The 1,663-nt window shown below is 56.2% G+C and carries 2 protein-coding genes; both read left to right on the forward strand.

What is annotated here, in order from left to right; translation table 11 throughout:
• Positions 1-29: 29 nt before the first annotated feature.
• A complete protein-coding gene (locus HMPREF2635_RS01835; RefSeq protein ID WP_246824827.1) occupies positions 30-746 on the forward strand; it encodes a Mu transposase domain-containing protein in 717 nt (238 codons plus the stop codon).
• Between the two features lie 22 nt (positions 747-768).
• Positions 769-1,527 carry an ATP-binding protein gene (locus HMPREF2635_RS01840; RefSeq protein WP_070821186.1) on the forward strand — a complete coding sequence of 253 codons (759 nt, stop codon included), beginning with the start codon at positions 769-771 and terminating at the stop codon, positions 1,525-1,527.
• The last annotated feature ends 136 nt before the right edge of the window (positions 1,528-1,663 follow it).

A 1,663-nucleotide genomic window follows, 5' to 3' on the forward strand; every position in this document is an offset into this window, starting at 1 on the left:
GGGTGTCCACTAAACGAGGGTAACCTCAAATGACGCGGCCTGATGGCTCAACACGGCGCATGCGCTTTGATCAAGAAGAAGCACCAGTGATGCGGGATCTTCCGCCGACGCCGTTTACGGAAGTGTCTTATAAGCGGCTCAAAGTCGATCGCAACTGGCACATCACCTGTGACTACCAGTACTACTCTGTGCCATTTCAGCTGGTAGGAGAATCAGTAACAGTCAGGCTCACCCCGCAACTGGTGAGCATCTTCAGCGAGGAGCAGCTTGTTGCTGAACACACGCGCCTTCACGGATTCAAATACCGGTATTCCACAAACCCTCAGCATGCACCTCGTGGCGATGATGAAGGCCACAAGGCGCTTACCCGTGATGAGCTTTTGGCCTGGGCTTCGTCGTTTGGGGCAGCAACGCACGCAGTCATAGCGATGATCCTCGACCGCAATAGTGCCGCCGTACCCCGCGGACTCATCCAAGCACGCAACGTGCTGGCCAACCTGGGCAAAAAGCACAACAAAGCCACCCTGGAACCTGCATGCCAGCAGGTCGTGGACAAAAAGCTGGCCCCCACGATGGCTGTAATCAAACGCCTCCAGACTGACATTGCCCACGCCCAACAACATCCCGGGGAACCAGGGCCCAAAACACAGCCTGTGGCCAAGCACCACCCACGCCCAAGCACCCCGCTTACCGGTGAGGTGGCCGATGCCGTCTTTATCCGGCCTGCTGACCACTACGAAAACTAGAAGGAATAAGGAGTGTGAAACCATGAACAGCATCGACGACGAAATCGTGCGGGCAAAAATGCGCAAGCTTCGCGTATCAACCTTCGCTGACATCTTCTACGAGATTGTCAACGACGAGGCCTATGCGGATGCGCTACCAGAAGACATCTTCCTCGCCGCGGTCGAAGAAGCCTACACACAACGACAACAACGCAATATCGCCAAGGCCATCACCCAGGCACAATTCCGATACCCGGATGCAAGCTTGGCTGAAATCACCCGGGCAGAACAACGCGGTATCAACATGCGCCAGCTGAAACGAATCGCAGCAACTAACTGGCGGGAAAACCCGACCAACATCCACATCCTCGCACCGACCGGAACAGGCAAGACATACATTGCCTGCGCCATCGGCATCGCCGCATGCAAGGCCGGATATTCCGTGGCGTACTACCGGCTGGATCAACTTGTAGACATGCTGGCGGTCTTCTCACCGACTGACCAAAACTACCTCGATAAGATGCGGAAACTGATCAACGTCGATGTCCTTATCATCGACGACTTTATGACCATCAGCATCAACCAGCGCGGGCAAGAAGACCTAACCAAGATCATATTCGACCGCGACGGCCGGCTCCCAACACTGATCTCCTCCCAATCAGCTGCCGCCTACTGGGTTGAAACACTGCCAGACAGAGTCGGAGCCGATTCACTCGTAAGCCGCCTCAACAACGGCCACCGAATCCATATCGGAGACTTCGACATGCGCAAAGCCACCGCCCCAATAGAACTGGACGAATAAAGCAAACAGCCGGGCCGACTCCGTCGGCCCGGCCCCGGTACCAACTACCCGGAACCCGGCAGTACCGGGTCTCCGGAACACCGGTACCAAAAACCCGCATCTGACAGATCCGCGGAGCACCATAAACCTCATCAGA

This window comes from Corynebacterium sp. HMSC035E02 (assembly GCF_001836065.1).
Lineage (GTDB): Bacteria > Actinomycetota > Actinomycetes > Mycobacteriales > Mycobacteriaceae > Corynebacterium > Corynebacterium hiratae.

Bases quoted from the DNA above. Each gene is read 5' to 3' on its own strand.
- HMPREF2635_RS01835 (WP_246824827.1), top strand. From the start codon at position 30: ATGACGCGGCCTGATGGCTCAACACGGCGCATGCGCTTTGATCAAGAA.
- HMPREF2635_RS01840 (WP_070821186.1), top strand. From the start codon at position 769: ATGAACAGCATCGACGACGAAATCGTGCGGGCAAAAATGCGCAAGCTT.